We start from the raw sequence: 24,893 nt of genomic DNA, 5'->3' as shown, positions 1-24,893 counted from the left end.
TCGTTATGGGCAAGGCAGGTACTGCTCTCAGCTGGCTTTGGTTGGTGGTTTTAGTCGTCGTGCTGGATCTGTTTACTAAGTATCAGGCCAGCACGCTGCTGTCTTATGGCGTGCCTCATCCTCTGCTGCCAGTGTTCGATCTGACGTTACTGCACAATACCGGTGCTGCATTCAGCTTTCTTGCTCAGGCCGGGGGCTGGCAACGCTGGTTTTTTGCTCTGATCGCTGTAGTTGTCAGCACTGTACTGCTGCTCTGGATGGCCCGTACTCCACGCGATAAGTACTGGCTGGGGGCTGGTCTGGCGCTGGTGCTGGGGGGCGCGCTGGGAAATTTATATGACCGGGTCGTACAGGGATATGTAATCGATTTTATTTCGTTGCATTATAACGGCTATTATTTTCCAGCATTTAATCTGGCCGATAGTGCTATTACCATCGGGGCAGGCATGCTGATTATCGATATGCTATGGTTCAGTGATAGCCGTCATAAATCCAAATAAAGGTCTGCATTTATGTCAGAATTTACTTCTCAAGAGACGCCACAACAGGCCATAGCGCCCGATGCTAAGGTAACCCTTCATTTTGCGATTAAACTGGAAGATGGTCAGGTAGTCGATTCCAACTTTGAGGGCAATCCGGCAACCTTTGTTGTTGGGGATGGTCAGTTGCTGGACGGTTTTGAGAACTCTCTGTTAGGGATGCAGGCCGGTGATGAGGCGGTGATCGATATCCTGCCTGAACAGGGCTTTGGTATGGCGAATCCGAACAATATGCAGCGCTTGCCACGCAGTCAGTTCGGCGATATGGTGCTGGAACCTGGCCTGGTGGTCTCCTTTGCTGATGCAGCAAACGGCGAATTGCCCGGTGTTATTGCCGAGTTTGATGAAAATAAGGTGACCGTGGATTTTAACCACCCACTGGCGGGCAAGAAACTGAAGTTTGAAGTAAAAATAATCGCTGTCGAATAGAGTGAACTTGCTCTGGATCAGTAAAACGGATGATCTGCTGGTAAATTACTTTTTCATTTTGTAATCTGTTACTTCTTTGATACAACATGGATGTTGTCATGAGCAGACAGGGATGTGGGCTCGCCCCCGGCGCGTGCTCGCGCACTTTTTTACCTACCTATATTATTCCCCGTCGTCAGTGCGGAACCTCTCTTATAGAAGTGCTGGTGACTCTGGTGCTGGTCGCTATCGGCATGGTCGGCATGATGACTATGCAGGCGCGTGGCTTGCAGCAAAATCAAAGTGCTTATCTGCGTACCCAGGCCATTGCGATAGCCAATGATATGGCAGACCGTATCCGGCTCAATAAGCAGGCGGGGCTGGACGATTACTATGCTTTAACGCTCAGTCAGGATGCCCAGAGCTTCTCTACCGCGGGGGTGACCGATAGCGCTAAGAAACTGGCCTACTCTGATCTCCATAACTGGCTTAGCTGGGTGGCTGTCAGTCTTCCTGAGGGGGATGCTGAAATTAAACGGTCCAGTCAGCGTATCACTATTGTCATCAACTGGAACGGTCGTCGGGATCAGGGTGGCATATCCCGTTATCAGCATGAGGTCGATCTATGAAGCGGCCTGTGACGTCCAGTTTGCTCACTCAATCAGGTTTTTCATTGGTTGAACTGATGATTTCAACCGTCATTGGTTTATTGCTTATTTCAGCCATGCTGGCCGCGTATGTGGCTTCCGCACGTACATATCAGGTGCAGGATGCAATGTCTGAGGTGCAGGAAAGCGGTCGCTATGCCATGACTGTTTTACTGACTGATTTGCGGCAGAGTGGTGTCGGTGTGGACAGCGACCTGCTGATAGAGGGGGTTGAAAATGACACCGATAAGATCGAGGCCTTTGAACTGGCTCACGCAGATAATACGCTGATTATTACTCCGGACAATGTGCGTAGTGAGATTGTTTATCTTCCCGGGCTTACAACCGCGGGTTCCGATGGCCGGGCATACTATATTGGCAATTCCGGGGGGAACCCCTCCCTCTACAGAAATAACGCAGCGCTGATTGAAGGCGCGACTGCTTTGGTGATGGAGTATGGCGTTGATACAGATGGCGATCGGTTGGTGGACAGCTATCAAAAGCTTGGTGCTATGTCCGCCTCTGACTGGGCGTCAGTGATCAGCGCCCGTTTTTACCTTTTGATGCGAAGTTCTGGCAGCGGTGTTACCGGTCAGGCGCAGGTATTACCTGTGCCATTTGATGCTATCGATACCTCTGACCGGCGACTGTATCAGGTCTATACAGCGACCGCCTTGCTAAGGAATGCATTAACCGTGAAAGGAACGGGTGGATGATCAGTTTAAGGGGAGTATACAAAGGCCAGCGGGGTGCAGCGCTGGTGGTAGCGCTGATTCTGCTGTTAATGATGACGTTGATAGCGTCAACGGCGATTCAGAGCAATCTGCTGCAATCGAGAATGACTGCCAATCTGCAGGATCAGGCTGTGGCATTTGAAGCGAGTGAGACTGCGCTATTGTATGCAGAAGAGTGGCTTGCCTCGCTGAAAGCAGAACCTGAGCTAACTGATTATGATGGCTGGAGCTCCGGTGACACTGAATTTGTGTTTGATAGTCGTAGCAGCTCATCCAGCAGTGCGACACTGAAAGATCAATTGGAAAAACTCAGCACCGTGGATGACTGGGTAGCCAGAGCTAAACCTGCCAGTGACTTCAATTCTAATAAGATCGCCAGGGTGTATGAGCAGCCAAAAGTCAGTCTGGAGTTGGTACAGCTTACCCCGGATGATAAAACCCTAGGCTATGTCTATGGCGAGGGTAGTGGTGTGGCAACCTTTCGTCAGTTGAGCCGAAGTACCGGTGTGACAGGGAATAGCGAAGTCGTACTGGTCAGCGAATATCGCAAGCGTTTCAGGTGATAAAAGTGAAAAAAACAGGGATGTTCAAACTAGTCTGTCTTGTCGTTTTTGTCAGTAGGTCGGTGTTGTCGGCTGAATATACCATCAGCCCAATACCGATTGGGGCCGCGGAAACTGCTGAGCCGAATGTCATGATTCTGATGGACACTTCCGGCAGTATGGATGATCCTCCTGCGGGACAGCGCCGAGGAAAGAAAAAAATCGATCAGGCCAAATCGGCTGCCCGGGCGGTGATCGAATCGGGCTCCGGAATGCAGTTGGGGCTGGCAAGCTTTAACTACGAAGAGGGGGGTAAAATCGACCAGGTTTGTGGCAGCAAAAAGGCCGACCTGCTAACAACCCTTGATGGCTATGGTGCAGATAACTGGACCCCGATGTCTGAAGCATATTATGAGGTAACCCGTTACTTCAGGGGAATGAAGGGGCACTTTTCGCACACCGGCAGTCGTTACTCCTCGCCGATTACCAGTCAGTGTCAGAAGAATTTTACGATTGTCATTACCGATGGCGAACCGACCAAAGATGGTAACTTTAGTCAACTCAACGACGCTGACGCCGGTAGCAATCTGCCGAACTGGGATACCAGCGATGATGACAGAAAGTTCACGAGAGACCGGTGGGGCAGGACTAGCTTAGCCAGTACTGAAAAATGGTACTACCTGGATGACCTGGCAAAATTCGCCTGGGACACCGATATGAGTGATCAGGCCGGTATGCAGAATATGTACACCTATACCATCGGTTTTGATATTAACTTTCCCATGCTTAATGATGCTGCTGTGAAAGGGCATGGAGACTACTTTACGGCAGGTAATGAGGCTGAACTGCTGACGTCTCTTCAAAAGGTGTTTGCTGATATCAGTCGAAAAGTGTTCAGCGATACACAGCTGAGCGCCAACAGTGGTTATATTACCAGCGGCCTGAATATCTATCAGGCCAGCTACAATACGGGTGGCTGGAGCGGTGAACTGTCGGCTTTCAGTACAGCCATCAACGCTCAGACCGGGCTTCTTGAGGTCAGTGATGTCCCGGTGTGGAGTGCTTCGTCTGGTATTCCCTCTGCTAATAGTCGGATGGTCATCACTAACAGGGGCTCAACCGGCATCGGATTTCGCTGGAACAGTTTTACTAGTGAAGAAAAAACGCTGTTATTTAATAATGACTCCTCACAGGTGGACTATATACGTGGCGAAAGCGTAAGCGATTTTCGTGCTCGTCAGAGTCAGTTGGGGGATATTATTCACTCGAATCCGATCTATGTCGGCCCACCGCAGAATTTTAACAGTTCCTCCTCCTATCGGGCGTTTAAAAAGACATATGCAGATCGCGAGCCGATGATCTATGTCGGAGCTAATGATGGCATGTTGCACGGCTTTCGGGCCTCAGATGGTGAGGAGTTGCTGGCGTATATTCCCTCTGTTCTGTTACCAAAACTTTCACTGTTGTCTAACACTGACTATCAGCATCAGTATTATGTCGATGGCACCCCGACAGTACAGGACGTATATATCAACAATCAATGGCACACCATGCTTGCCGGTGGTCTCAACGGGGGCGGTCAAGGGGTCTATGTGCTGGATGTTACCGACCCTGATGATTTTAGCGAAACGGAGGCTGCGAAGGTTTTCCGCTGGGAGTTTGACGACAGTGATGATGTCGATATGGGGTATAGTTATGCCCGCCCGGCGATAGCCAGACTGAAAGATGGCAACTGGTATGTGGTGTTTGGCAATGGTTATAACAGTACCGAAGCAGATGATCATCAGAGTTTAACCGGGGATGCAGTAATCTATCTGGTTGATCTTGCAACGGGTCAGACAGTGATTAAGCTCTCCACCAATACAGGCTTAGATGAGGCACCGGCAGGACTGAACAGACCTAATGGTATGTCCACGCTATCCCCCGTCAGTGATGATGGCGCTACGGTAAACGTGATTTATGGCGGTGACCTGTATGGTAATATCTGGAAGTTTGATCTGTCTGATAGTAACCCGGCCAACTGGAAGCTGGACTATAAGCTGTTTCAGGCTTGTCGAAGCTCAAATAAGGGCTCAACCCTCAGCACTCCATGTGCTGCTGGCGATATTCAGCCGATTACCTCACGACTGGCGGTGTCAGAAGATGTCTACGGACATAATATGGTTTTCTTTGGTACCGGCAAAGATTTTGAAATAGCAGATAAATCAGATATGGGCGTGCAGAGTTTCTATGGTGTGATCGATAGCGGCTCAGCGATCACGGGGAGTCGGTCACAGTTACTGGAACAGTCGATCTATTATCAGGGTAGTCATGACTTTAATGGTGTGACCCGCAACCTGCGCCTGACAACCAACAACCGTTTAACCGGCAGTCAGGCCGGCTGGTTTATCGATTTGAAAACACCCGATGGTAACGGGGGCTGGCTGCAGCTGGGTGAGCGCGTGCTTAACCCTCCCGGCATAAGAGATCGTCGTGTCTTGCTCTCAACCCGGACTTATACCTCTGATCCCTGTAAGGCGGGCGGAAATGGCTGGACCATGGAGCTGGATAAAAGCTCAGGTAGTCGCTTCTCCTATGTCACCGTTGATAATAATCGGGATGGCCAGTATGACGACGATGATAAGGTCACCGATGCAAATGGCGATAAGGTGAACGCATCAGGTCAGCAGCAGGGTAATGGCAATGGTCCGTTAATTCTGACGGATGGCATTGAGGATCAGATCATCAGTACAGGTGATGACAGTGACCCTGATAAACCGGGTGACCCGGATAAGCGTCAGCGTGACCCCAACGCAACGGGCCGATCCAGTTGGCGCTATCTGGAGGAGCGTGACTGATGAAGCTGAAATCGGATAACCAGGGATTCTCGTTGATTGAGCTGATGATCACCGTCGCAATTATCGGTTTGCTAGCTGCCGTTGCATACCCCTCCTATCTGCAGCATATCCAGGACAGCTGGCGTGAGTCAGCGAGGCTTTGTTTGTTGAATATGACGCAACAGCTCGAGCGGCAATATGCAGCGGATCTGACGTACAGCGGATGGGGTGATGCGGATGGCGATGGCCGGGATGATCTGCTGACCTCCGATTGTGCATCAGATGGAGATATGGCTACCCGTTACCGGTTTCAGGGCGATGTTACCCTGTATAGTTTGCAAGCGGTTCCTCTGGGTTCTCAGGTTTCAGACCAGTGTGGTCAGCTAGGCATTGACCGGCAGGGGCAGAAAACGGCAACGGGCACTGCGGGAGCACAGGAGTGCTGGTAACCCTAGGGAGAGATGGAGTTATGAGTTATGAAACAGAAACGGGTGTGACGCTGATCGAACTGTTGGTGGCATTAAGTGTATTGGCGATTTTGCTGACCGTGGGAGTGCCCTCTCTGGCGGGGTTCGTATCATCTCAAAAGCTCGATACGACGGTACAGCTGTTAAAAGACAGCTATAGTCAGGCCCGTTACGAGGCAGTTACCCAGCAACGTCCCGTGTTTCTCTGTCCTTTAGATATTGCTACAGGCGGTTGTGGTAATAACTGGAGTGACGGAGTAGTCAGTTATCACGATCTGGATGGTGATAACAGTTATGATCCACTCAAAGATACCAAGTTACTTCAGAATGAGTTTCCTGAAGGGGTGGTTATTGAATATAAAAAGAACTGTTTCCAGATAAAGCTGACGGCTAAAGGCACAACCGGAGATAATGGAACTTTCGCCATGACCGTTTCTGAAGAAACAAAAACACTTGTTGTTTCCGGTATGGGGCGCATCAGAAACGGCTGATTCCAGCTGATTTCCTAAAAATAAGATTCAAATCAGTTACAGAGCCTGCTGATTTGGTTTAATCTTATCCTTTTCTTACAACTGTTTGACTTAAAGTAACTGTTTTGGGTAGTTCTTGCGTATGGATAGTTGCAGGAGTGACTAAAATATAGTCAATACAGAGTGCAAATGGATTTGCTTCTATAATTCTATTCAATATTCAATGATGAATGGGTGGGGTGGTCTTTTTGCGTATTGTAAAGCAGCGCGGATTTACACTGATTGAGTTGATGGTGGCACTGGTCGTGCTGGGTATTCTGCTGGGCATCGGTATTCCCAGTTTTAATGCGGTTATTGAGTCAAACCGGCTTCGGTCAGTTGCCCATGATTTGAACACGGCAACCCAGTTGGCTCGTTCGGTAGCACTTACCCGAAGAGAAAACGCAGCTATTTGTCGTGCTAACGCGGGGTTTACTGCCTGTGATTTTGATTCTGACTGGAGTAATGGTTGGGTTGTGGTTGCGCAGACTGGAGCGGATTTAGAAACGATTGCCGATGTAGAGGTTATCCGGGAGTGGGGGGCGGTTGATCTTGTTGTTTCCGGTGCGACGAATGGCTTTGTATTCAATAGCTCTGGTCGGGCTACGACTAATGGAAGTATTGAGATACAAAATAATAATGATAGTCGCTGCCTATCAGTTAACGTCAGTGGACGGGCCATTGTTCAAGAGGGTGGGTGTTGATCATGCCGTGCTATAACGATAGAGGGCGCCAGGGTGAGAGTGGGACAACTCTAATAGAGGTGTTGATCGCTGTTGTAGTTATATCGATAGGATTGTTATCGGTTGCTGCCCTTCAGACTATGGCGCTGAAGAGTAATCAGGGGGCCTATTATAGATCCCAGGCCACTTTTCTGGCCTATGATCTGGCTGACAGAATACGAGCAGCACCTGATTCCGCCTTGGCTGGCGATTATGATGATGGCCAGGGAGGAGATCGGGCTTTATGGGATGCTGATGTTGCGGCTAAATTAGTCTCTGGGGCTGTGGGCACGCTAGTTTTGGATAAACCTAACAGAACAGCGACTATTACAATTAAATGGAACGATAATCGCGCCCGGATTCGGGCTGAGAATGAAGCCGACAATGGTGACACCAGTTTTATTTATAATATGGAGTTTTAATTAATGTCGACTCTGTTACTGAAAAAGCGAGAAAAGGGCTTTAGCTTAATCGAGTTAATGATCGCTCTGGTTCTGGGGCTGTTTATTATCGGTGGCGTCCTGGCTGTGTTTATAGGCAGCTCAGCAAGCTTTAACAGTAATGAATCTCTCTCCCGTGTACAGGAAGATGGTCGCTTTGCACTAGAGATTCTGACTGAAGATCTGCGTAATGTAGGTTATAAAGGGAATTGTTTTGTTAAGGTGCAGAACCTTATTGACACGGCCGATGCTGACTATGAAGCAGATGTCTTTGATCTGAACGCTCCGATAAAAGGCTGGACTGATGCCACCGGAAAGTTTTTTGAAAACGATTTAATTGGTTATACGGCCGGTACAGATATTGTCGTTATCAAACATGCTGTAAGAGAGGCGTCCGCTGAATTGAATATGGACCTCGAAGTGGATGATGAGACTTTTCCGACCGTTGGTGGGGAAGAACCGGGAGCCATTCTGATTATTTCTAATGGTGAAACCTGTGATCTTTTTCAGAATACAGCGGCAAATAACACTGCTGACCTGAAACGAGGCTCTGAAACGGCTGCTGCAAAAATTGGTAATGTGTCCGTAGCGGCTCAAGGTCTTGGAAGGCCCTATAAAGCTGATGATTATACTGATATATCTTTGTTGTCCAGCACGCTTTATTACGTGGGGCAAGGGCAATCTACACCAACCGCGTTACGCTTTATTAGCTATGACAATGGTGTTTCCGATAACGGTACGGCTGGAGGTGGTGATGATAACGTACTGGTTGAGGGGGTTACTGGCCTGACAATAAATTATGCTGTGGTATCTGGAGCAGGTCCGGCACTGGATTACTCTGCGGATGCTGATGGTATTGGTGATTGGGGTGATGTGGTCGCAGTTAGGGTGACAGTATCTGTGACAGAGGACAATATTAGTCAGGACTTTTCTGCAACGGTAGCGCTGAGGAATCGATTGGAATGATCAATAAGCGATTAATGATGCCTAAAAACAGGGAGCAGGGTGCCGTTCTTATTATTGCGCTTATCTTCGTATTGATACTGACGTTGATTGGCGTCAGCTCAATGCAGGGCACAACCCTGCAGGAAAAAATGTCAGGAAATCTCCGTGACCGTTCAGTTGCATTTAATGCTGCTGAGGCAGCATTAAGAGAGGGCGAGAATAGTGCTTATGATAGCTACGATAACGGAACTTTAGAATATATTGGTGACTCAGTCAGTGGTTCTTATGGCGATGCCAACTGGACTGCTACATTGGTTAGAATACTTGAAAATACCACCACTTTACCTGCTGCCAAGCTGGGCGTGGTTATCAGAGTTACCGCGTCTTCAAATGGGCTTTCTGATCAATCAGATGTCCAGTTAGAATCAATTTACGTAGTCAAAGATTAGGTTATTCAGTGGGCTACGGAGGACTAATAATGAAAGATCTAGAATCAGCATCCAGATATTGGTTGGCATTGGTATTTATTTCTATTGCGGGAACCGTTTCTTCCTCCTCGCTAGCCTCCACAGTTGCGCAAACACCTCTGTTTCTGGGACAGGGGAATGTTCCGGGTAACCTTGCTCTGGTTCCCTCGGTTGAGTGGCCGACAGTTTTAAGCGCAGCGAATATTGGCAGTTATGATGAAGATAGTGAAAGTATCGGTTACTTTGATCCAAAAAAATGTTATCGCTATCAGTATGATGCTGATGAAGCTGAGCGGCACTTCTATCCTGTTAGTATCAATACTAATTATAAATGCCCAGGTGATGTCTGGAGCGGTAATTTTTTAAACTGGGCTACTACACAGACGATTGATCCGTTTCGCTGGGCACTGACCGGTGGTTACCGGGTTAAAGATACAGCGACAGAGACCTGGCTGGAAAAAGCCCGGCATAGTGGTCAGAACAACTATTTTGATGTACGCAGTATCAGTGGTTCTACAGTTGTTAACAATGCGACGCCTTTCTCAACATCCTCTTTCGAAACAAAAATTGGTGGGCTAGGCAATAAGATGCAGTTTACCCTGCCCTCAGGGCATGGTTTTAGCAATACTACTGGTGCTGCGTCTTTCTCCGAGTTACTGAATGATACCGATTTTAGCTCGGGCTGGAGCGATTATTCCAGTGGAGCCGTGATCCGTAGCTCAACTGAATCGTTTGAGTCTGGCGGATATTCACTGAAAAAGATCAATAATAATGACCCTCATGGTGGTTATAAAGATCTTTCATCATCAGCCAACTACGATAACTTTGTGTTTGAAGGCTGGATCTATCGTCCAACAGTAGGCACTCAGAATGGTCAGTCTGACCGGCTGGCGTTGTCTGACAATAGTGCCAATGGATATGGTATTAATATTTCTGCGGGCACTATCAAGATTGAGAAGCGAAACGGTGGTTCAGCCAGTAATATGGAAACTGCCTCATGGACCCGGCCAACCGATCAGTGGTACCGTTTTGTATTTGAAAGTGTGCCAGGCGATAAATTCAAACTGACGGTGTACGATAACGGTGGTACAGAGTTGGCGTCTGTTCAGACAACCAGTGCAGATACCTCTTATAACACCTTTAACCGTCTCTATGTTCATGGTGGCCATGAGTACTATGTTGATAAATTACGTGTGGCTTCATATTCAGGCGGCGGAACTATCGCCTATGATCCGATTTCAACTAATACCTTTGGCACATCTGTTCGGATAAAAGTGTGTGACCCTAGCATTGGCGTTGAAGCTAACTGTAAACAGTATGACAGTGGCTGGAAACCGGAAGGGTTGATTCAACGCTATGCGGATAATATCAGGTACAGTATTTTTGGTTATCTGAACGATTCCAACTACCGTCGGGATGGGGGCGTTTTAAGAGCTCGTCAGAAGTTTGTTGGACCCATACAGCTGGATCCATCTGCCGGTGAGATTGCCAATTCGAATATGGAGTGGGATCCTTCTACCGGTATTCTGGAGCGTAATCCAGACCCAACTGATGCGTCGGATACAGCATCCTATTATGGTACAACGGTTTCTGATAGTGGCGTCATAAACTACCTGAATAAGTTTGGACAACTAAATAATAACAACTTTAAAAGCTACGATCCGGTTAGCGAACTCTATTACACCGCCCTGAGATATTATAAGCATCAGGGTAACGTCGACGAATACTACACCAAGTCACCGGCGCATAACTCCTCCCCTGGGAATACTGAAATTGCAAAATGGGTTGATAATTTCCCAGTGATTCGAAGCTGGAATGATCCTATTCAGTACGCCTGCCAGAAGAATGTTGTACTGGGTATTGGTGATGTGAATACTCACCGGGATAAGAACCTTCCAGGAAATACCAGTGGAACAGATGAGCCAACAAAGCCTACGGAGGTGTCCACTGATCTCTCGGTGAATGTGAGGACAGCCACAGATAAGATTGCAGCACTGGAAGGTATTTCCATTGATACCGGGGCCAGCAGCTATTCTGGACGGAACAACTCCGCTTTTATGGCGGGTCTGGCATACGATGCAAATACCATGGATATCCGCCCGGTAGACTTTGCCGGTACGCAAACAGTGCAAACCTACTGGGTTGATGTGCTTGAAAACCAGTATCTTCGTAACTTAAGAAATAACCAGTTCTGGTTGACTGCTAAGTATGGTGGGTTTGTAGTACGTAAACATCCAAGTTGTTCCCTGGCCAGTTACACTCCGACAGGTACAGAGTGCGACGATCAGAGTTTGGGAGATCCTTATCTGCGTACGGACCCGTTACCTGAATGGTGGTGGTACACCAATACAGATATATTAAACCCCGATGAGTCTGGCAGTGACTACAAAAGAACGGATAACTTTTATACAGCAGGCGATGCCCGCAAGATGGTGGATGGTTTAACTGATGCGTTTGCCTCTATTTCTGCATCGGTTAAGGGGTCTGCTGCTGCCTTGACGGCTAATAGTTCGAGATTGGATACGGATACAGCGCTATTTAATGCCCTGATGGATTCGAGTTTATGGTCAGGTGATCTTGTTGCCCGAGAGGTTGATTCTAATGGCGCTCCATCACTTGTTGAGCTTTGGAGCGCTGCATCGATTCTGGATGCGCTTACGGATGCTGATATGACCAGCCGTAATATTTTCACCAGCACATATGCTGCGGAGGACGTTCTGACGGGTATTACACTGAATAGCAGTGGCGCTGACTTTATCTGGAGTGACTTGTCCGCTGAACAGAAATTGATGCTACGTTCAACACCTGCAAGTGGTGCCCCAACGACAGAAGCTGTTGCACAACAGAGGCTGGATTATTTACGAGGTAGCCGGGCACTTGAGCAAACACTTACAAATAGCTCTAAACCATTCAGGCGTCGCGGTAGTCGGCTTGGCGATATAGTGAATTCATCTCCTCAATATGTATCCAACAAGAGTAACTTTGGCTATAGCCGATTAGGGACATCATTCGGTACGGCTGTAAAAACGGCTTATAAAACTTATCGGTCTTCCTCTGACTATGTAAATAAGCCTCCTATTCTTATAGTGGGTGCAAATGATGGGATGCTGCACGCGTTTGATGCTACCGCGGATTCCTCGACAGCAAATAATGGAGGAAAGGAGCTGTTTGCCTACGTACCTTCTGGTGTATTCGGTAATCTGTACGAGCTGACCGATCCGAATTATGGTCATCGTTATTATGTTGATGGTGAGCCCCGGGTCTCTGATGCATGGTTTGCTCCTGCAGATGTGCCGACAGGCGTTTCATCAGGTTGGAAAACTGTTGTGGCTGTCACACCTGGAGCTGGTGGAGCAGGTGTTTCATTGTTGGATATCAGCAACCCTGAAAGTATGACGAAAGAAGATATTCTCTGGGAATTTAAACATAAAGACATGGGCTCTTTGATTCAACAGCCAACCATAACAGCTTTGCCTAATGGAAAGTTTGGAGTTGTTATAAGCAGTGGTTTTGTTCATGGGGCATCGCAGGGGTATATCTGGATTTTAAATGTTGCAGATGGTTCGATCATCAGGGAACTGGTTGTGCCTACAACGGGGGGCTTGGGAGAGCCCGCAGTAATAGATCTCAACCAGGACCGTATTGCTGATCGGATTATTGTTGGAGATACATTGGGGAATTTATGGAGGTTTGATATTAAAGGTGCTACTTCTGGCAACTGGGCTCCACCAACAGCCTTGCTTAGTGGTACGACTCCGTTGCCGTTCTTTGTTGCCAAAGACGCATCTGGCGTGCGTCAACCGATTACAGGCGCGATAAGGACTACCTATGATAGCCGGGGACGCCATATGGTGTTGTTTGGTACCGGTAGTTACTACCTGAGTGGTGATAATGAAGTGGCGGCTTCACCTCAGGTGCAGACTCTGTATGGTGTAAGGGATATCGGGGTGGCCATAAGCGATCGTTCGAACTTATTGAAACAAGAGATTGTTTACGAGGGGAATGTGGGGACAAATGGCGTAAGAGTAACGAGTAATAACTCCTTGGGAGGGACAGATAAAGGTTGGTATTTAGATCTGGAGTGGTCAACAACGCAAGGAGGCCCTGGGGCTCTTGGGGAGCTGGTTAATACTTCTCCCGTATTGTATGGATCACAGGTTCTCTTTGCCACAAAAATCCCTTCTGCTGATCCTTGTAGTTTTGGCGGAAGTAGCTGGATTATGGCTCTGGACTTGGAGTCAGGATCTCGATTTGGCTACTCAAGTTTTGATTTTAATGGTGATGCAGCTATCAATGATTCTGATAAAGTAACAGTGCCTGCGAGTGGTGGTAATACAGCTTATGTGGCGCCTGGTAGCGGGGTTATGATTAATCAGGGGGATGGTGGATTTTCCAATATCTCAGATAGTGTTGTAACCGGAGTGGGTGGTAAGCCTGATAATCTGTATGTAACGGAGAGCGCTGGAACAGAGCCTGTTCAAATGTTATTGAATTCTGGTTTTGAGCAGGGCCGCAAAGGCTGGAGAGAGATCAGATGAATCAGATGAAGTACCAGCGGGGATTTACCCTAATCGAGCTGATGATTGTTGTCGCTATTATCGGCATTATTTCCGCAATAGCCTACCCCAGCTATCAGGAGCAGGTGGCGCAGAGTCGACGTGTTGATGCGCAAGGGAGTTTGCTTTCGTTAGCTCAGTCACTGGAAAGGTATTATACGGAAAATGGGTCCTATACCGGGGCGGTTTTGCCCTATACGCAATCGCCAAAAGATGGTACTCCTAAGTTTTATGACTTATCAGTACCCGCGTCTACGGCGACGACCTATACACTTCAGGCTGCGCCAATAAATGGTATGGTGGGGGATCGCTGTGGCAACATGACAATCACCCATACTGGGCAAAAAGGCACGACTGGTGATCCTGTTGATGATTGTTGGTAACCCGCTGTTTTCTTGCAATAAATCAGCATTTGTCTAAAAAAAACGCGCCCCTGGCGCGTTTTTTTATATACTCAACCCTCTTTGTACCAACCATAAGGCTCAACTATGTCTGACTACCTGATAATTGGAGCAGGCGTGATCGGGATGCTGACCGCCAGAGAGCTGGCGCAGTCGGGTGCTGAGGTCACGCTGGTGGATATGAATAACTGTGCACAGGAAGCTTCCTGGGCCGGAGGTGGGATCGTTTCACCGCTTTACCCCTGGCGTTATTCTGATCCTGTGACGGCGTTGGCGACCTGGTCGCAAACCAGTTATATCCATTTGGCGCAACAACTGTTGGAAGAGACCGGGCTGGATCCGGAGTTGCGCCTGAAAGGGATGTTTATGGTTGGGGTGGATGATGCGGATGATGCGCTGGCCTGGGGGCGGCGGTATCAGAAACCGATGGAGCAGGTCGGAGCTGATTTTATCTACCAGAAAGAACCCAGCCTCGCGCCCGGATTAGACTCTGCACTGTGGATGCCGGAAGTGGCCAGTATCCGTAATCCACGTTTAGGCCGTTCGTTACGTCGCAGTATGGAGATCACCCCGAATATCAACCTGATTGAGCAGGGACGGGTAGAGGGGCTGAGCATAGAAAACTATGCGGTCACCGGGGTGCGTCTGGCCGATCGGGTGTTACAAGGCGATCAGGTGATTATCGCCGCAGGAGCCTGGAGCAGTGAGCTGCTTGCGCCTCTGGAGGTGGAGCTCCCGGTTGAGCCGGTAAAAGGGCAGATGATGCTGTTCAAGGCGCCCGTGGGGCTGATCAACCGGGTGGTGCTGATGCAGGGGCGCTATCTGATCCCCCGAAATGATGGCCGTATTCTGGTGGGCAGTACGCTGGAGCGGGTGGGTTTTGATAAACAGACCACCGAAGAAGCGAAAGCGTCGCTGTATCAGACTGCGTTGCAGATCTGTCCAGAGCTTGAAAAATATGAACTGGAACACCATTGGGCTGGATTGCGCCCGGGCTCGCCTGAAGGTGTTCCCTACATTGGCGCAGTGCCTGGATATGACAATCTCTACCTGAACGCCGGGCATTTCCGGAATGGTTTGGTGCTGGCACCAGCATCAACCCGCTTGTTGGCCGATATTTTGCTGAAGCGTCAACCGGTCATTGATCCGCTGCCCTATGAGCTGTTCGGACGGGTATAGCGCTGATGTGAAAATTTAGCTATAGAAAAGGCCTCATATGAGGCCTTTTTGAATGTTAAAGATCAGTTGTAGATCGTTGGAATAGGCTGTCGTTTATGCTGGGTACGGCTGTAGATTCCAATCAGCTTATCTTCGACTTCAGGGGTGACTGGCTTACCCTCGAGAAAGTCATCAATCTGATCGTAGGTTAATCCTAGAGCCACCTCGTCCGCCAGTTGTGGTGTATCACATTCCAGATCGGCGGTCGGCGTTTTATGAATCAGTTGCTCCGGGGCCCCCAGTGCCGCTGCTACCGCTCTGACCTGGCGTTTGCTCAGGCCAAACAGAGGCGCCAGATCGCAAGCGCCGTCCCCATACTTGGTGTAAAAGCCGGTGATGTTTTCCGCGGAGTGATCGGTCCCCAGAACCAGCCCGCCCAGCAGGCCAGCAATCTCGTACTGAATCGCCATACGGATGCGGGCTTTGACATTGCCTTTGGTAAAGTCGATGTGGGCCGGACTACCTGCATCAAGCCCGGCTGCTTCCATGGCGCTGAGGGTGGCTGAGTGGACACCATCAGCGCCCGGCTGAACGTTTGCTGTGACACAGGCTGAAGGGGAGATGAAAGCTACAGAGGTCTGGGCGTCTGCTTCATCCTGCTGGGTATGGTAGGGCAGTCGCACGGCGATAAACCGATAGTTCTCATGGCCTGCTTCACGGTTAAGTTGCTCAACGGACAGCTGCGCCAGACGACCGCAGGTGGTTGAGTCTACACCGCCACTGATTCCCAGAACCAGATGCTTACAGCCACTGGCCAGCAGGGTCTTTTTAATGAAATCTATGCGCCGTTGAATCTCGGTAGCGGTATCAATCTGCGGCTGGACCCGCATCGCAGCAACAATTGAAGCTCTGTCCATGGTTAACTCTCGTGGTTTGTAACGTTGTCTGCTATTCATTCTAAGGGAAAGTCCGGGAGGCTGTGAAGTGCTTTTCTGTAACGCGGAATGTTTGCACTATGATCGGGCGCAAGCAGAGAGAAAAAAGGCGCCAATTGGCGCCCTGATCAGAGTTGGTGCAGTTATTTGTCGCTCTCTGCTTCGTTGTCAAAGATGCCGAAAGTCAGCCGGCTGAACCATGAGCGTTCTTTTGTTTCTGGCTGGTCCGGTTTAGCGGTCTGAACCGGACGGGGAGAGTCATTGCTTCCCAGCAGGCCAAATGTAGCGGTGCTCAGCAGCGATTCTTTTTTCGCCAGTTGAATATTGGACTGATAGCCGGGAAAGTTCGCATCCAGTACTGCTTGTGAATCGGCGGCCAGATCGGTCATGCCCAGCTCATTATAAGCCAGCACCATCACTGAAAGTGCATCCGGTACGGCAGGCGTTTGCTGGTAGTTTTCAACGACATAACGCCCCCGGTTGGCGGCTGCAACCCAGGCTTCACGTTTAACGTAGTAACGGGCTACATGCATCTCGTAGGTTGCCAGGCGGTTTTTCAGATAGGTCATCCGTTTTTGTGCATCGGGTGCGTACTGGCTGTTGGGGAAGCGGGAGACCAGTTGCTGGAAACTCTGGAATGATTCCAGTGCACTGCCCGGATCACGCTGGGTTTCATCGATTGGCAGATACTTCTCGAAGAAAGTGCGGTCTTTTTCGAACGCAGTCAGACCTTTCAGGTAGAGTGCGTAGTCCAGATTTTCATGGTTTGGATTGAGTCGGATAAAGCGATCAGCGGTCGCCCGTGCGGCTTCAGACTCATAATTTTTGTGATAGGCGTAGATCAGTTCCAGTTGTGCCTGATCAGAGAATCGCCCGAATGGATAGCGAGCTTCCAGCAGTTGCAGCTTTTCAATTGCAGCAACATAGTTGGCGCTTTCAAGCATGTCCAGGGCTTCCTGATAGAGTTGCTGTTCAGGTACATCCGGAGCCTCTTTTTCGTCACCACCAAACCATGAACAGCCAGATGCAATCAGAGTGATCGAAACAATTGCGAGCAACTTTGCCAGGCGCATAAACATTTATCCTGCTATAAGTGAGAGTTTCCCGTTAGTTAACAGCGGCTACTGTTTGTTTCGGGTATACTGTGCAAAATTAATTCGGCCTATTTAACCATAACCGGATGGCAAGCCAAAGCGTCTCTGCGTTTTCCTTGCGATAAAGCTTATATTTTCTTAATTTTTCCGAGACTTAGATAAATCATGACTGAGAAGGTTCAACTTAATGCAACAGTGTCCGATGATCTGATCGGCAAGCGATTAGATCAGGCCGTTGCCGAACTTTTCCCCGATTATTCCCGTTCACGGCTGCAGGGCTGGATTAAGGATGGTCAACTGACTGTCGATGGTGAGGTTAAGCGGCCCCGGGATAAGCTGCTGGGGGGCGAGTTGCTGGTGATCGCTGCTGAACTGGATGTCATTGATCAGTACAAAGCGGTCGAGATGCCGCTGAATATCATCTTTGAAGATGACGATATCATCATTATCAATAAACCTGCGGGGCTGGTAGTGCATCCCGCTGCGGGTCACTGGGAAGATACCCTGCTCAACGGGTTGCTGCATTACTATCCGGCAATCGCACAGGTGCCGCGGGCGGGTATTGTTCACCGGCTGGATATGGATACGACCGGACTGATGGTGGTTGCCAAAACCATCCAGGCACAGACTGAACTGGTTTCACAGCTGCAGGACCGTTCCATGGGGCGTGAATATGAGGCGGTTGTCGGTGGCGTTATGACTGGGGGGGGGACCGTTGAAGAACCATTAGGTCGCCATTCACGCAACCGTCAAAAGATGGCTGTGGTGGGTATGGGTAAGGAAGCGATTACTCACTATCGGGTGTTGAAACGGTTCCGTGCACACACCCATATCCGTTTGAAGCTTGAGACTGGCCGGACGCATCAGATTCGCGTGCATATGTCCTATATTAATTATCCCCTGGTAGGCGATCAGCTCTACGGAGGGCGGTTCCGTTTGCCAAAAGGGGTCAGTCCGCAACTGCTGGAAAAATTAAAGGGCTTTAATCGTCAGGCATTGCATGCCAAACGATTAGAACTGTTTCATCCGGTCAGCGGTGAATTGATGGCCTGGGAAGTGGACCTGCCGGATGATTTGCAGAGCCTGCTTAATAGCCTTAAACGCGATGCCGCGCAACAGGAGAGCGAAGAGTGAAACTGATTACTGCCGATTGGTTAGCGCCTGAGCATATCAGGGCGTTTACCACTACCCGGTTGGGTGGCTGCAGTAAAGATGTTTATGGCTCTTTAAATCTGGGGGATCATGTGGGTGATGCTCCGCATCTGGTCAGTGCGAACCGGCAACTGCTGGCTGAGCATTGTAAGTTTTTAAAACAGCCGCAATGGCTTTCTCAGGTGCATGGCACCACGCTGGTTAAAGCCTGCCATAATGGACTGGTGATTGAAGCAGATGCATGCTGGTCCGATGAGTCGGGGCAGCCCTGTGTGGTCATGACTGCGGACTGTCTTCCGGTTTTCTTTACCGATAAACAGGGGGGGCGTGTTGCGATAGCGCATGCCGGTTGGCGTGGGCTGTTGGGTGGCGTGCTGGAACAGACCCTGGCAGTGTTTCCTGATCCCTCTGAGGTGTTAGTCTGGTTTGGACCTGCTATCGGTCCCCTGGCGTTTGAAGTGGGGGATGAGGTCAAACAGCAGTTCTGCGATGTGATGCCTGCCGCCGAGAGTGCTTTTGTTGCCACGCAACGACCTGGAAAATGGCTGGCTGATATCTATCTGCTTGCCCGGTTGCGCCTTAAACAGGCAGGGGTACAGAACGTCTTCGGGGGGGAGTATTGTACCTTCACTCAATCTGATCTTTTTTACTCCTATCGTCGCGATGGTGTGACTGGACGGATGGCGAGTGTGATCTGGATAAATTGATCTGTGTCAATAAAATCCACCGGGTCCACTTGATTGATTTTGATTACCATATAATAATGGTTCTCATTAACTTTTGAGGTGTTCGATGACACTTACCCAACTGAAAGCCCGTCAGCAGGCAAGAATTAAAGCAATCGCAGGCCCTGAGCCTCTGCGTCAGCGACTTGTTGCCCTGGGCGTTCTGAAAGGGTTGCAGGTTTCAGTTTCAGCCACCTCTTTGCTGGGTAATCCGCGAATATACTTCATTGGTAAACAACAGATCTGCCTGCGCAGTGCTGAAGCGGGTTATATCGAGGTGGAGTTGCAATCCTGATGTCCGATACCCGTTCCTCATACAATGTTGCCCTGATTGGTAATCCGAATTGTGGCAAAACCTCTCTCTTTAATCAGCTAACCGGAGCGCGACAGCGTACCGGGAATATGGCCGGAGTAACAGTCACCAGTCGGGAAGGCCATAAAACGTGGTGCGGCGTTGATTTTCACTTTATCGATCTGCCGGGTATTTACTCGCTGGCGAACAGCCGGGTTGAGGAGATGGTGGCCCGTGATTATCTGATAGAGACCCCTCCGGATCTGATTCTGAATGTTGTCGATGCCAATAATCTGGCCCGGAATCTTGCCCTGACCAGCCAGCTTCTGGAGCAGGGGTTGCCGGTAGTCATTGCGCTGAATATGTTGGATGAGCTGGAAAAACAGGGTGATAGTGTTGATCTGAGCGAGCTGAGTCTTGGTTTAGCTAAGCCAGTGATTGGCAGCGATGGACGGAGTAATAGCCATATCTCTGCGTTGATGGATATGCTGCTGGAGAATGTGGATCAGCAGGCAGAGCCGTTACTGATTAACTATGAGCCTCATCTGGAGCAGGCTATCACCTCTCTGGAACATGCGGGACTGACCCGTTGGCAATCTGTCAGGTGGCTGGAGTCTGCGGGCGAGGGAGTGGCGCTGCTTAGTGATGACCAGAGAGAAGAAGGGCACAGGGCGCTGGCTCAGCTTGCCAGCCGACATGACGAGTCTCCTGCTGAGATGGTTGCTGAAGGTCGCTACGGCTATATCCATGGTCTGCTGCATAAGAGCAGCAGTGAGCATCAGGATCAGTCTGCAGCCGATCACTGGCTCGACAGTATTGCGCTTAACCGCTGGTTGGGTATTCCGGTTTTTATTCTGTTGCTATGGGTGATGTTTGAAGCCACCTTTACGCTGGGCAGCTATCCCGCTGACTGGATCGATGCGGGTGTCAGTTGGATTGGGCAGCAGGTCGGCGCTTTCATGCCAGAGTCGTTACTGAAAAATCTCTTGGTGGAAGGATTGATTGCTGGTGTCGGCGGGGTGTTGGTGTTCCTGCCGAATGTGGTTCTGCTATTCTTTTTCATCGCCTTGTTGGAGCAGAGTGGCTATATGGCCCGGGCTGCGTTCCTCACTGATAATCTGATGAGCAAAGTTGGTCTGCATGGCAAAGCATTTGTACCGCTGGTGATGGGGTTTGGCTGTAACGTGCCTGCCATCATGTCAGCGCGAACCATCGAAGAGCCCCGGGCAAGGCTGATCACGATTCTGATCAACCCGTTTATGAGTTGTTCTGCCCGCTTGCCGGTGTATGTGCTGTTGGCGGGAATCTTTTTTACCGAGCATGCAGGTACTGTGCTGTTTGGCTTATACATGTTGGGAGTTCTGGTGGCGTTTGCCATTGCTGCACTGCTGGCCCGGACGATTCCTGAGCAACATGATGAGGCGTTTATTATGGAGTTGCCGCCCTGGCGGTTTCCCTCTCCTCGTTCAATGCTGCTGCATGTGTGGGACAAGGCTGGTGATTTCCTGCGCAAAATTGGTGGCGTTATTCTGGTCGGTTCAATCCTTATCTGGCTGCTGCAGAGTTTTCCGCAGCAAGGTACGCCATGGCTGGAGCAACTGGGTCACTTTGTTGCGCCCTTGTTTGCTCCGATGGGGTTTGGCTGGCAGGAAACGGTCGCCCTGCTTTCCGGATTTATTGCTAAAGAGGTGATTGCCGCATCGCTGGTGGTTGTTTATCAAACCGATATGAATGACATGGCCGGATTGCAGGCGGCTCTGGGTAGCGCCCTGGCTCCGGCATCCGGTTTGGCGCTGATGGTCTTTACCCTGCTGTATATGCCCTGTCTCGCAACTATCGCAACCATTCGCAGAGAAACTGGCAGTTGGCGCTGGGCAGGTGTATCGGTCATGATGGGGTTGGTGTTGGCCTGGATCGGTGCCTGGCTGGTCTATACCCTGGCCTCTCTGTGGATATAGTGTCTAAGGTGAATCTATGACTGTGTTTGACTGGATAGTGCTGGTGGCGGTTGTAGCCCTTGTGGTTCTGTGGTTCTGTCGCTATCTCTACCGCACCTTTAATAAAAAGTGCAGTGGTGGAGGGTGCAGCAACTGCTCTGGTTGTGGTGTGAATGACCGGTCTTCCTCTAAGTCACGATAAATACATAAGCAAATGCTGATATAGCCTTGAAATCCGCCCGATCTACCCATACTTATAGGTAGTATGAATCAAGCAACCCGCCGTCCGCTTTAATGAAAGCTCAAAACCGGCAGGGTTAAACAGATCAGGAGGGGATCATGCAACCCGAACGTTTTACCAGCAAATTACAATCAGCCCTGGGGGATGCTCAGTCCCTTGCTGTTGGCAAAGATCACAACTATATCGAACCGGTGCACCTGTTATTGGCGTTGCTGGATCAGCAGGGGGGCTCGGTCAGACCTCTGTTGTCTCAGTCTGGCGCTAATGTGAATCAGTTACGCTCATCGGTACAGCAGCTTTTCAACGATCTGCCGCAGGTGGCAAACCATGATGGCGAGCTGCGTTTCTCGCCGAACATGGGCAAACTTTTTAATCTTACCGATAAGCTGGCGCAGCAGCGTGGCGATCAGTATATCGCCAGTGAGCTGTTTGTACTGGCGATGCTGGATGATAAAAGCGGCGTAGGCAAACTCCTTAAAGACGCAGGTGTTACTAAACCGCAGTTGGAACAGGCGATTACTCAGATGCGTGGAGGAGATGGCGTGAATGACCCTAATGCGGAGGAAAGCCGTCAGGCGCTGGATAAGTTTACCATTGATCTGACTGAGCGCGCTGAATCGGGCAAACTGGACCCGGTGATTGGCCGTGATGATGAGATCCGCCGTACCATTCAGGTGTTACAGCGCCGGACTAAAAACAATCCGGTATTGATCGGTGAGCCCGGTGTAGGTAAAACTGCGATTGTTGAGGGGCTGGCGCAGCGCATTATTAACGGTGAAGTACCAGAGGGGTTGAAGAATAAAAAGGTTCTCTCCCTTGATATGGGAGCTCTGATTGCGGGTGCTAAGTTTCGCGGAGAGTTTGAAGAGCGCCTGAAAGGGGTGCTCAATGAGCTGGCCAAGCAGGAAGGTCAGGTGATCCTCTTTATTGATGAGCTGCATACTATGGTGGGTGCGGGCAAAGGTGAAGGCTCAATGGATGCCGGAAACATGCTCAAGCCCGCGCTTGCCCGTGGTGAGCTTCACTGTGTCGGTGCTACCACCCTGGATGAATATCGTAAATACGTCGAAAAAGATGCCGCGCTTGAGCGCCGTTTCCAGAAAGTTCTGGTGGATGAGCCCAGCGAAGAGGACACCATTGCTATCCTGCGTGGATTGAAAGAGCGTTATGAGATCCATCATGGTGTGGATATTACCGACTCAGCCATTATCGCTGCAGCCAAACTGTCACAGCGTTATATCACCGACCGTCAGTTGCCGGATAAAGCGATCGATCTGATCGATGAAGCCGGTAGCCGGATTCGTATGGAGATCGATTCCAAACCTGAAAGTATGGACCGGCTGGAGCGCCGCCTGATTCAGCTGAAAATGGAGCGTGAAGCGCTGAAGAAAGAGAAAGATCAGGCTGCGATAAAGCGTTTGGAAGAACTGCAAACCAATATCGAATCAGTGGAGAAAGAGTTCTCTGACCTTGAAGAGATCTGGAAAGCAGAGAAAGTTATGTTGCAGGGGTCGCAGCAGATTAAAGAAAAACTTGATCATGCGCGTACCGAACTGGAACAGGCAACCCGCTCGGGTGACCTGAGTCGTATGTCCGAACTGCAGTATGGCGTCATTCCAGAGCTGGAGAAGCAGTTACAGGCTGCCGCGGATGTTGAAGATCAGCCTCAGCAGAATCAGTTACTGCGTAACCGGGTTGGTGAAGAGGAAGTGGCGGAAGTTGTGTCTAAATGGACCGGTATTCCTGTATCAAAAATGCTCGAAGGTGAGCGGGACAAATTGCTGCGTATGGAAGATGCCCTGCATAAGCAGGTGATCGGTCAGCACGAGGCGGTGTTGGCGGTGTCCAATGCGGTGCGTCGATCCCGTGCTGGGTTGGCCGATCCCAACCGGCCTAATGGCTCGTTCCTTTTCCTGGGACCTACCGGCGTCGGTAAGACCGAGTTATGTAAAGCGCTGGCGGGCTTCCTCTTCGATACCGAAGAGGCGATGGTGCGGATCGATATGTCTGAGTTTATGGAGAAACACTCCGTCGCCCGGTTGATCGGCGCGCCTCCCGGATATGTGGGTTATGAGGAAGGTGGTTATCTGACGGAAGCGGTTCGTCGTAAGCCTTATTCTGTATTGCTGCTGGATGAGGTGGAGAAAGCGCATCCCGATGTATTCAATATCCTTCTGCAGGTACTGGAAGATGGCCGACTGACTGATGGTCAGGGACGCACAGTCGATTTCCGCAACACGATAGTGGTCATGACGTCCAATCTGGGCTCTGATCTGATTCAGAACTTTAGTGATGATGAGGATTATGAACTGATGAAAGCATCAGTGATGGAGGTTGTGGGCAATCACTTCCGTCCAGAGGTGATCAATCGTATTGATGAAGTGGTGGTCTTCCATAGTTTGCGTAAAGAGCAGGTCAGAGGTATCGCAGAGATTCAGCTTAACCGTCTCCGTAAGCGTCTGACTGAACGTGAACTGACGTTGACGCTGACATCCACTGCGATGGATAAACTGGTCGATGTTGGTTTCGAGCCGATCTATGGCGCACGACCACTGAAGCGGGCAATCCAGCAATGGATAGAAAACCCCTTAGCGCAGGAGCTACTAGCGGGTAAATATCTCCCAGGATCAATAATCGGAGTAGATGTCGAAGCCGGGAAGTTTACGTTTCGGTGAAGAGCAGTGGCTAGACGAGACTTCGTCGCTTGCTAGTGGCGAGAACGGAAACTGCGTTTCCTGCTAGAAAAAGCAAAGACAAAACATAAAAACCGCCGCGAGGCGGTTTTATGTTTAAGGTTTAAGAGATTTTATTCTACGGACGCGCGTACGAAGTGGGTTTTCACAACACTGATAAAGAAGGCTCTGCTAACCACTAGCAAGCGAAGCGTCTAGCAGCGGCGCAGCCGCGTTCTAGCCACTTGCTGTTAAAAACTCCAATACTGTTCATCAAATTGAAACTTTTTTCGCATCCCCTGTTGACTCCTCTGCCCCAGAATGTAGAATGCGCTTCCTCGCTTGAGACAGCCACCGGAAACGGTCTCTGAAACAGGTGAGGCTGTTGAGTTTAACGCCTTGATAAATCAGTGTTTACACGGTTTTTCAGGTGGCGATAAACAAAACAGGAAGTGGATCAGGCGGTTTGAAAATTTAGTTAAAATTCTCAAACA

23 protein-coding genes are annotated in these 24,893 nt (G+C 49.8%); 21 read left to right on the top strand and 2 right to left on the bottom strand.

The window, feature by feature from the left end; all coding sequences use genetic code 11:
* Window positions 1–5 precede the first annotated feature (5 nt).
* From lspA to thiO, 15 genes are all read left to right on the top strand, one after another.
* Window positions 6–500, top strand: coding sequence for a signal peptidase II (lspA, locus tag BMY09_RS19905; RefSeq protein WP_091361769.1), 495 nt, complete (start codon window positions 6–8; stop codon window positions 498–500).
* Between the two features lie 12 nt (window positions 501–512).
* The gene (locus tag BMY09_RS19900; RefSeq protein WP_091361767.1) at window positions 513–968 is read left to right on the top strand and encodes an FKBP-type peptidyl-prolyl cis-trans isomerase; all 456 of its coding nucleotides are present in this window, start codon (window positions 513–515) and stop codon (window positions 966–968) included.
* Between the two features lie 98 nt (window positions 969–1,066).
* Window positions 1,067–1,576: a type IV pilus modification protein PilV gene (gene pilV / locus BMY09_RS19895; protein WP_175483608.1), complete on the top strand. Its 510-nt coding sequence runs from the start codon at window positions 1,067–1,069 to the stop codon at window positions 1,574–1,576.
* Window positions 1,573–2,310, top strand: a complete 738-nt coding sequence (locus tag BMY09_RS19890; RefSeq protein WP_091361764.1) for a PilW family protein — start codon at window positions 1,573–1,575, stop codon at window positions 2,308–2,310. Before pilV (BMY09_RS19895) ends, BMY09_RS19890 begins: the two co-directional genes overlap by 4 nt.
* Window positions 2,307–2,891: a pilus assembly PilX family protein gene (locus BMY09_RS19885; RefSeq protein WP_091361762.1), complete on the top strand. Its 585-nt coding sequence runs from the start codon at window positions 2,307–2,309 to the stop codon at window positions 2,889–2,891. Before BMY09_RS19890 ends, BMY09_RS19885 begins: the two co-directional genes overlap by 4 nt.
* A gap of 20 nt (window positions 2,892–2,911) precedes the next feature.
* A complete protein-coding gene (locus BMY09_RS19880) occupies window positions 2,912–5,707 on the top strand; it encodes a PilC/PilY family type IV pilus protein (RefSeq protein ID WP_139203226.1) in 2,796 nt (931 codons plus the stop codon).
* Window positions 5,707–6,135: a type IV pilin protein gene (locus BMY09_RS19875; RefSeq protein ID WP_091361759.1), complete on the top strand. Its 429-nt coding sequence runs from the start codon at window positions 5,707–5,709 to the stop codon at window positions 6,133–6,135. Before BMY09_RS19880 ends, BMY09_RS19875 begins: the two co-directional genes overlap by 1 nt.
* A 20-nt stretch (window positions 6,136–6,155) precedes the next feature.
* Complete coding sequence (locus BMY09_RS19870) at window positions 6,156–6,644, top strand: GspH/FimT family pseudopilin (RefSeq protein WP_091361757.1); 489 nt, start codon at window positions 6,156–6,158, stop codon at window positions 6,642–6,644.
* 227 nt (window positions 6,645–6,871) lie between these two features.
* Complete coding sequence (locus BMY09_RS19865; protein WP_275991314.1) at window positions 6,872–7,366, top strand: GspH/FimT family pseudopilin; 495 nt, start codon at window positions 6,872–6,874, stop codon at window positions 7,364–7,366.
* A gap of 2 nt (window positions 7,367–7,368) precedes the next feature.
* On the top strand, window positions 7,369–7,806 hold the full coding sequence (gene pilV, locus BMY09_RS19860; protein WP_091361753.1) for a type IV pilus modification protein PilV: 438 nt from the start codon (window positions 7,369–7,371) through the stop codon (window positions 7,804–7,806).
* A gap of 3 nt (window positions 7,807–7,809) precedes the next feature.
* Entirely contained in the window at window positions 7,810–8,790 is a 981-nt protein-coding gene (locus BMY09_RS19855; RefSeq protein WP_091361751.1) for a PilW family protein, read from the top strand.
* Window positions 8,787–9,218 carry a pilus assembly PilX family protein gene (locus BMY09_RS19850; RefSeq protein WP_217647478.1) on the top strand — a complete coding sequence of 144 codons (432 nt, stop codon included), beginning with the start codon at window positions 8,787–8,789 and terminating at the stop codon, window positions 9,216–9,218. The genes BMY09_RS19855 and BMY09_RS19850 overlap by 4 nt, the downstream gene beginning before the upstream one ends.
* A gap of 29 nt (window positions 9,219–9,247) precedes the next feature.
* Window positions 9,248–13,774, top strand: a complete 4,527-nt coding sequence (locus tag BMY09_RS19845; RefSeq protein WP_091361750.1) for a pilus assembly protein — start codon at window positions 9,248–9,250, stop codon at window positions 13,772–13,774.
* Window positions 13,771–14,175 (top strand): type IV pilin protein, encoded by a 405-nt coding sequence (locus BMY09_RS19840; RefSeq protein ID WP_275991312.1) that lies wholly within the window; start codon window positions 13,771–13,773, stop codon window positions 14,173–14,175. The genes BMY09_RS19845 and BMY09_RS19840 overlap by 4 nt, the downstream gene beginning before the upstream one ends.
* Before the next feature lie 105 nt (window positions 14,176–14,280).
* Window positions 14,281–15,372, top strand: a complete 1,092-nt coding sequence (gene thiO / locus BMY09_RS19835; RefSeq protein WP_091361748.1) for a glycine oxidase ThiO — start codon at window positions 14,281–14,283, stop codon at window positions 15,370–15,372.
* 62 nt (window positions 15,373–15,434) lie between these two features.
* Here the strand turns inward: thiO and nadE are convergent, their stop codons facing one another.
* Window positions 15,435–16,268, bottom strand: coding sequence for an ammonia-dependent NAD(+) synthetase (gene nadE / locus BMY09_RS19830; protein WP_091361746.1), 834 nt, complete (start codon window positions 16,266–16,268; stop codon window positions 15,435–15,437).
* Between the two features lie 161 nt (window positions 16,269–16,429).
* Window positions 16,430–17,359: an outer membrane protein assembly factor BamD gene (locus BMY09_RS19825; protein WP_091361745.1), complete on the bottom strand. Its 930-nt coding sequence runs from the start codon at window positions 17,357–17,359 to the stop codon at window positions 16,430–16,432.
* Window positions 17,360–17,545: 186 nt separating this feature from the next.
* Here BMY09_RS19825 and rluD point away from each other — a divergent pair, with 186 nt between their 5' ends.
* The 6 genes from rluD to clpB all read left to right on the top strand — a co-directional run bounded on the left by rluD (window position 17,546) and on the right by clpB (window position 24,402).
* On the top strand, window positions 17,546–18,514 hold the full coding sequence (gene rluD / locus BMY09_RS19820) for a 23S rRNA pseudouridine(1911/1915/1917) synthase RluD (protein WP_091361744.1): 969 nt from the start codon (window positions 17,546–17,548) through the stop codon (window positions 18,512–18,514).
* A complete protein-coding gene (gene pgeF / locus BMY09_RS19815) occupies window positions 18,511–19,239 on the top strand; it encodes a peptidoglycan editing factor PgeF (RefSeq protein ID WP_091361742.1) in 729 nt (242 codons plus the stop codon). Before rluD ends, pgeF begins: the two co-directional genes overlap by 4 nt.
* 85 nt (window positions 19,240–19,324) lie before the next feature.
* Window positions 19,325–19,552 (top strand): FeoA family protein, encoded by a 228-nt coding sequence (locus BMY09_RS19810; RefSeq protein WP_091361739.1) that lies wholly within the window; start codon window positions 19,325–19,327, stop codon window positions 19,550–19,552.
* Window positions 19,552–21,507 (top strand): ferrous iron transport protein B, encoded by a 1,956-nt coding sequence (gene feoB, locus BMY09_RS19805; protein WP_091361737.1) that lies wholly within the window; start codon window positions 19,552–19,554, stop codon window positions 21,505–21,507. Before BMY09_RS19810 ends, feoB begins: the two co-directional genes overlap by 1 nt.
* A 16-nt stretch (window positions 21,508–21,523) precedes the next feature.
* On the top strand, window positions 21,524–21,688 hold the full coding sequence (locus tag BMY09_RS19800; protein ID WP_091361735.1) for a FeoB-associated Cys-rich membrane protein: 165 nt from the start codon (window positions 21,524–21,526) through the stop codon (window positions 21,686–21,688).
* A 137-nt stretch (window positions 21,689–21,825) separates the two neighbouring features.
* Window positions 21,826–24,402, top strand: a complete 2,577-nt coding sequence (clpB, locus tag BMY09_RS19795; protein WP_091361733.1) for an ATP-dependent chaperone ClpB — start codon at window positions 21,826–21,828, stop codon at window positions 24,400–24,402.
* Window positions 24,403–24,893: the final 491 nt, after the last annotated feature.

Origin of the sequence: Amphritea atlantica (assembly GCF_900111095.1) — a bacterium.
Taxonomy (GTDB): domain Bacteria; phylum Pseudomonadota; class Gammaproteobacteria; order Pseudomonadales; family Balneatricaceae; genus Amphritea; species Amphritea atlantica.
This window is presented reverse-complemented; position numbering and strand designations above follow the sequence as displayed.

Bases quoted from the DNA above. Each gene is read 5' to 3' on its own strand.
- BMY09_RS19850 (WP_217647478.1), top strand. From the start codon at position 8,787: ATGATCAATAAGCGATTAATGATGCCTAAAAACAGGGAGCAGGGTGCC.
- BMY09_RS19885 (WP_091361762.1), top strand. From the start codon at position 2,307: ATGATCAGTTTAAGGGGAGTATACAAAGGCCAGCGGGGTGCAGCGCTG.
- pilV (WP_091361753.1), top strand. From the start codon at position 7,369: ATGCCGTGCTATAACGATAGAGGGCGCCAGGGTGAGAGTGGGACAACT.
- pilV (WP_175483608.1), top strand. From the start codon at position 1,067: ATGAGCAGACAGGGATGTGGGCTCGCCCCCGGCGCGTGCTCGCGCACT.
- BMY09_RS19810 (WP_091361739.1), top strand. From the start codon at position 19,325: ATGACACTTACCCAACTGAAAGCCCGTCAGCAGGCAAGAATTAAAGCA.
- lspA (WP_091361769.1), top strand. From the start codon at position 6: ATGGGCAAGGCAGGTACTGCTCTCAGCTGGCTTTGGTTGGTGGTTTTA.
- BMY09_RS19880 (WP_139203226.1), top strand. From the start codon at position 2,912: ATGTTCAAACTAGTCTGTCTTGTCGTTTTTGTCAGTAGGTCGGTGTTG.
- BMY09_RS19900 (WP_091361767.1), top strand. From the start codon at position 513: ATGTCAGAATTTACTTCTCAAGAGACGCCACAACAGGCCATAGCGCCC.
- BMY09_RS19870 (WP_091361757.1), top strand. From the start codon at position 6,156: ATGAGTTATGAAACAGAAACGGGTGTGACGCTGATCGAACTGTTGGTG.
- feoB (WP_091361737.1), top strand. From the start codon at position 19,552: ATGTCCGATACCCGTTCCTCATACAATGTTGCCCTGATTGGTAATCCG.
- nadE (WP_091361746.1), bottom strand. From the start codon at position 16,268: ATGGACAGAGCTTCAATTGTTGCTGCGATGCGGGTCCAGCCGCAGATT.
- BMY09_RS19800 (WP_091361735.1), top strand. From the start codon at position 21,524: ATGACTGTGTTTGACTGGATAGTGCTGGTGGCGGTTGTAGCCCTTGTG.
- BMY09_RS19825 (WP_091361745.1), bottom strand. From the start codon at position 17,359: ATGCGCCTGGCAAAGTTGCTCGCAATTGTTTCGATCACTCTGATTGCA.
- thiO (WP_091361748.1), top strand. From the start codon at position 14,281: ATGTCTGACTACCTGATAATTGGAGCAGGCGTGATCGGGATGCTGACC.
- BMY09_RS19855 (WP_091361751.1), top strand. From the start codon at position 7,810: ATGTCGACTCTGTTACTGAAAAAGCGAGAAAAGGGCTTTAGCTTAATC.
- clpB (WP_091361733.1), top strand. From the start codon at position 21,826: ATGCAACCCGAACGTTTTACCAGCAAATTACAATCAGCCCTGGGGGAT.
- rluD (WP_091361744.1), top strand. From the start codon at position 17,546: ATGACTGAGAAGGTTCAACTTAATGCAACAGTGTCCGATGATCTGATC.
- BMY09_RS19845 (WP_091361750.1), top strand. From the start codon at position 9,248: ATGAAAGATCTAGAATCAGCATCCAGATATTGGTTGGCATTGGTATTT.
- BMY09_RS19840 (WP_275991312.1), top strand. From the start codon at position 13,771: ATGAATCAGATGAAGTACCAGCGGGGATTTACCCTAATCGAGCTGATG.
- BMY09_RS19875 (WP_091361759.1), top strand. From the start codon at position 5,707: ATGAAGCTGAAATCGGATAACCAGGGATTCTCGTTGATTGAGCTGATG.
- BMY09_RS19890 (WP_091361764.1), top strand. From the start codon at position 1,573: ATGAAGCGGCCTGTGACGTCCAGTTTGCTCACTCAATCAGGTTTTTCA.